This window comes from Streptomyces sp. NPDC058534, assembly GCF_042717365.1.
Taxonomy (GTDB): domain Bacteria; phylum Actinomycetota; class Actinomycetes; order Streptomycetales; family Streptomycetaceae; genus Streptomyces.
The window spans coordinates 47608-52392 of record NZ_JBHXNW010000063.1 but is presented as its reverse complement, the minus strand read 5'-3'; the positions used below and the strand labels follow the sequence as shown (position 1 = coordinate 52392).

The window sequence follows — 4785 nt, the reverse complement described above, 5'->3', positions numbered from 1 at the left end:
CCTGTACGGAACTGGTCGGACGCATCATGAACGAGGCGCAGGCGACGCTGAAGTCGCTGCCCCAGCAGACGACTTGAGGCATACGACGAGGGGGGGGGGGGCCGCGGCCGGGTGGGGCGGAGGGTGCGGCCGGATGGGGCGGGGCCTGGGACCGGGCCGCGACCGCAGGGCGTCAGCGGCTGCCGTACACCGGCTGCGGTGTCTCGGCGGCGGCCAGGAGCTTCGTCGCCGCCTCGCCGGCCTCGGCCGGGGTCCAGCGGGCGTCCTTGTCGGCGGTGGGGCCGGGGCGCCAGCCTTCCATCACGGTGATCCGGCCGGCCTCCGCCTCGAAGACCCGGCCGCTCACCCCGGCCGAGGCCGCCGAGCCGAGCCACACGACGAGCGGCGACACGTTCTCCGGAGCCATCGCGTCGAAGCCGCCCTCGCCGGGCGCCGCCATGGTCTCGGCGAAGGTCTCCTCGGTCATCCGGGTGCGGGCGGCCGGGGCGATCGCGTTGACCTGGACGCCGTAGCGGCCCATCTCGGCGGCGGCCACCAGGGTGAGCCCGACGATGCCCGCCTTGGCCGCGGAGTAGTTGCCCTGGCCCACGCTGCCCAGCAGGCCCGCTCCGGAGCTGGTGTTGATCACGCGCGCATCGGGGACGCGGCCCGCCTTGGCCTCGGCGCGCCAGTGCGCTGCCGCGTGCTTGAGCGGCAGGAAGTGGCCCTTGAGGTGAACGCGCATCACCGCGTCCCAGTCGTCCTCGTCCAGGTTCACCAGCATCCGGTCGCGCAGGAACCCGGCGTTGTTGACCAGGGTGTCGAGCCGGCCGAAGGAGTCGAGGGCGGTGGCGACGAGGGAGGCCGCGCCGTCGCCGGTGGCGATGTCGCCGCCGTGCGCGACGGCCGTGCCGCCGGCGGCGCGGATCTCCTCGACGACCCGCTGCGCGGGGCCGCCGCCCGCGCCGGAGCCGTCGAGGCCCACGCCGAGGTCGTTGACGACGACTTTCGCGCCCTCGGCGGCGAAGGCCAGGGCGTGTGCGCGGCCGAGTCCGCGGCCCGCGCCGGTGACGGCGACGACGCGGCCGGCGCACAGGGCGGTCGGTGAGGTCATGAGGGTGTCCTTTCGGGAAGGGCCGGGGGCGGTGCCGTACCGCTCAGTGGCACGGTGCACTCCCCCGGCGTTCGCATCACTGCTACCTTCTGCCTAACAAACGTTTGGTGGAAAGGTAGCTGATCTGCTCATGGGTGTCTCCACCTCCGCCCCGCAAAAGGGCGTCGCCGTCGTCACTGTGGACTTCCCCCCGGTCAACGCCCTCCCCGTGCGGGGCTGGTACGAACTGGCCGCCGCGGTGCGCGCCGCCGGCGCCGACCCCGAGGTGCGCTGTGTGGTGCTCACCGCCGAGGGCCGCGGGTTCAACGCGGGCGTGGACATCAAGGAGTTGCAGCGCACGGAGGGGCACGGCGCGCTGATCGACGCCAACCGGGGCTGCTTCGAGGCGTTCGCCGCGGTCTACGAGTGCGAGGTCCCGGTGGTGGCCGCCGTGCACGGTTTCTGCCTGGGCGGCGGCATCGGCCTGGTCGGCAACGCGGACGCGATCGTGGCGGCCGACGACGCCACCTTCGGGCTCCCGGAGCTGGACCGCGGCGCGCTCGGCGCGGCCACGCACCTCGCCCGGCTGGTCCCGCAGCACCTGATGCGGGCCCTGTACTACACCTCGCGCACCGCGACGGCCGAGGAGCTGCATCGGCACGGCTCGGTGTGGCGCGTGGTCCCGCGCGAGGAACTGCGGGCCACCGCCCTGGAGTTGGCCGGCGAGATCGCCGCCAAGGACGGCCACCTGATCCGGCTGGCCAAGGCCGCCATCAACGGCATCGACCCCGTCGACGTACGCCGCAGCTACCGCTTCGAGCAGGGCTTCACCTTCGAGGCCAACCTCAGCGGGGTCGCCGACCGCGTGCGCGACACCTTCGGCACCGGCACTTCCGGCCCCCACACTTCCGGCACCGACAAGGAGCAGCGAGCGTGACCCAGGACAAGACGATGACGGCCGACGACGTCGTCGGCCGGCTGCGCAGCGGCATGACGATCGGCATCGGCGGCTGGGGCTCGCGCCGCAAGCCGATGGCCCTGGTGCGGGCGCTGCTGCGCTCGGACGTGACGGACCTGACGGTGGTGTCGTACGGCGGACCCGACGTCGGTCTGCTTGCAGCCGCGGGGAAGATCCGCAAGCTGGTCGCGGCCTTCGGCACCCTCGACTCGATACCCCTGGAGCCGCACTTCACCGCCGCCCGGCAGCGCGGGGCCTTCGAGATGGTGGAGCTGGACGAGGCCATGCTCATGTGGGGCCTGACCGCCGGTGCGCAACGACTGCCGTTCATCCCCGTACGAGCAGGGCTCGGATCGGACGTGATGAAGGTCAACCCCTCGCTGCGCACTGTTCGTTCGCCCTACGACGACGGGGAGGAACTGGTCGCGGCACCGGCCCTGCGCCTGGACGCGGCCCTGGTCCACCTCAACCGCGCCGACGCACAGGGCAACGGCCAGTACCTGGGCCCGGACCCGTACTTCGACGACCTGTTCTGCGAGGCGGCCGACCACGCGTACGTCTCCTGCGAGCGGATCGTGGACACCGCGGACCTGCTCAAGGAGCACGGGCCCCAGACCCTGCTGGTCAAGCGCCTGTTCGTGGACGGTGTCGTGGAGACGCCGAACGGCGCGCACTTCACCTCCTGTGTACCCGACCACGACCGCGACGAGGACTTCCAGCGCGCTTACGTCCGGGCCGCCCGTGACCCCGAGGCGTGGGAGGCGTTCGAGGCGCGGTTCCTGTCCGGGGACGAAGCCGCCTACCAGGCCGCCGTCGCGGCGTTCCGCCAGGACCAGCAGGAGGAAGCATGAGCGTCACGGACACCGGCCTGCCTGCCGCGACCCGCGCCGAGTACTGCGTGGTGGCCTGCGCCGAGGCCTGGCGCGGTGCCGGGGAGATCCTCGCCAGCCCGATGGGCACCGTCCCGGCCATCGGGGCGCGCCTGGCGAAACTCACCTTCTCCCCCGACCTGCTGCTGACCGACGGGGAGGCGCTGCTCATGGCGGACGTGCCCGCGGTCGGGCAGCGGCCGGGGGCCGTGGAGGGCTGGCTGCCGTTCCGCCAGCACCTCGCGCTGACGGCCACCGGCCGCCGGCACGTGATGATGGGCGCGAGCCAGCTCGACCGGTACGGCAACCAGAACATCTCCTGCATCGGCGACTGGGCCAGGCCCACCCGGCAGTTGCTCGGGGTGCGCGGCGCACCGGTCAACACCCTCAACAACCCGACGAGTTACTGGGTGCCGAAGCATTCGGCCCGGGTGTTCGTCGAGCGCGTCGACATGGTCAGCGGCGTCGGTTACGACCGGGCAGCGGCGGCCGGTCCCGCCGCGACCCGCTACCACCGCATCCCCGAGGTGATCACCAACCTGGGCGCCTTCGACTTCGAGACCCCCGACCGCACGATGCGGCTGCGCTCCCTGCACCCCGGGGTCACCGTCGAGCAGGTCACCGAGGCCACCGGCTTCGCCCTCACGGTCCCCGACGAGGTGCCCTTCACCCGGGAGCCGACCGAGGCGGAGCTGCGGCTGATCCGTGAGGTCGTCGACCCGAAGGGACTGCGGGAGCGGGAGGTTCCGGCGTGAGCGGGGAGGGTTCCGGCGCGGAGATGGCGGGTTCCGCCACGATCCCGACCGCGCTCACCGAGCTGACCGGAGTACGGCATCCGATCGTGCAGACCGGGATGGGCTGGGTGGCCGGCCCCCGTCTGGTGTCCGCCTCGGCGAACGCGGGGGCGCTCGGCATCCTCGCCTCCGCCACGATGACCGTGGAGCAGCTGCGCGCGGCGGTGCGGGAGGTCAAGTCCCGTACGGACGCGCCGTTCGGCGTCAATCTCCGGGCGGACGCCGGGGACGCCGCGGACCGGGTGCGGATCATCGTCGACGAAGGGGTGCGGGTGGCGTCCTTCGCCCTCGCCCCGTCCAAGGACCTGATCGCCCGTCTCAAGGACGCCGGCGTCGTCGTCATCCCCTCCATCGGCGCCCGCCGGCACGCGGAGAAGGTCGCCGCGTGGGGCGCGGACGCGGTCATGGTGCAGGGTGGCGAGGGCGGCGGCCACACGGGCGAGGTGGCCACCACGGTGCTCCTCCCCCAGGTCGTGGACGCGGTCGACATCCCGGTGATCGCCGCGGGCGGCTTCCGCGACGGGCGCGGTCTGGTGGCCGCGCTCGCCTACGGGGCGGCCGGCATCGGGATGGGCACCCGCTTCCTGCTCACCTCCGACAGCACCGTGCCGACGGCGGTGAAGGCGAAGTACCTGGCCGCCGCGGTCAACGACGTCACGGTCACGACCAAGGTGGACGGACTGCCGCACCGCATGCTGCGCACCTCCATGGTGGACTCGCTGGAGCGGGCGGGCCGTGTGACATCGAGTCTGCGCGCGTTGCGGCACGCCGCGGCCTTCCGGAAGGAGACGGGTGCGAGCTGGCCACGGCTGGTCCGGGACGGACTGGCGATGAAGCACGGCAAGGAGCTGACCTGGGGCCAGGTGCTGCTGGCCGCCAACACCCCGATGCTGCTCAAGGCCTCGCTGGTCGAGGGGCGCACGGACATCGGGGTGATGGCCTCGGGACAGGTGGCGGGGCTGATCGAGGACCTGCCGTCCTGTACGGAACTGGTCGGACGCATCATGAACGAGGCGCAGGCGACGCTGAAGTCGCTGCCCCAGCAGACGACTTGAGGCATACGACGAGGGGGGCGGTCCGGAGATCCGGACC

Annotated in this window: 5 protein-coding genes; 4 read left to right on the top strand and 1 reads right to left on the bottom strand. The window is 72.8% G+C overall.

Annotated elements, in window-relative coordinates; all coding sequences use genetic code 11:
- Nucleotides 1-172 precede the first annotated feature (172 nt).
- Entirely contained in the window at nucleotides 173-1093 is a 921-nt protein-coding gene (locus tag ACFWR9_RS31040; RefSeq protein ID WP_383847688.1) for an SDR family oxidoreductase, read from the bottom strand.
- Between the two features lie 130 nt (nucleotides 1094-1223).
- Here ACFWR9_RS31040 and ACFWR9_RS31035 point away from each other — a divergent pair, with 130 nt between their 5' ends.
- The 4 genes from ACFWR9_RS31035 to ACFWR9_RS31020 are packed head-to-tail and all read left to right on the top strand — an operon-like array spanning nucleotide 1224 to nucleotide 4748.
- Entirely contained in the window at nucleotides 1224-2009 is a 786-nt protein-coding gene (locus ACFWR9_RS31035) for an enoyl-CoA hydratase family protein (RefSeq protein ID WP_383847686.1), read from the top strand.
- 14 nt (nucleotides 2010-2023) lie between these two features.
- Nucleotides 2024-2881, top strand: a complete 858-nt coding sequence (locus tag ACFWR9_RS31030) for a CoA transferase subunit A (RefSeq protein ID WP_383847693.1) — start codon at nucleotides 2024-2026, stop codon at nucleotides 2879-2881.
- On the top strand, nucleotides 2878-3654 hold the full coding sequence (locus ACFWR9_RS31025) for a CoA-transferase subunit beta (protein ID WP_383847684.1): 777 nt from the start codon (nucleotides 2878-2880) through the stop codon (nucleotides 3652-3654). Before ACFWR9_RS31030 ends, ACFWR9_RS31025 begins: the two co-directional genes overlap by 4 nt.
- A 41-nt stretch (nucleotides 3655-3695) precedes the next feature.
- The gene (locus tag ACFWR9_RS31020) at nucleotides 3696-4748 is read left to right on the top strand and encodes an NAD(P)H-dependent flavin oxidoreductase (protein ID WP_383847692.1); all 1053 of its coding nucleotides are present in this window, start codon (nucleotides 3696-3698) and stop codon (nucleotides 4746-4748) included.
- The last annotated feature ends 37 nt before the right edge of the window (nucleotides 4749-4785 follow it).

Coding starts and splice junctions, on each gene's coding strand:
- ACFWR9_RS31040 (WP_383847688.1), bottom strand. CDS start 1,093: ATGACCTCACCGACCGCCCTGTGCGCCGGCCGCGTCGTCGCCGTCACC.
- ACFWR9_RS31035 (WP_383847686.1), top strand. CDS start 1,224: ATGGGTGTCTCCACCTCCGCCCCGCAAAAGGGCGTCGCCGTCGTCACT.
- ACFWR9_RS31030 (WP_383847693.1), top strand. CDS start 2,024: ATGACGGCCGACGACGTCGTCGGCCGGCTGCGCAGCGGCATGACGATC.
- ACFWR9_RS31025 (WP_383847684.1), top strand. CDS start 2,878: ATGAGCGTCACGGACACCGGCCTGCCTGCCGCGACCCGCGCCGAGTAC.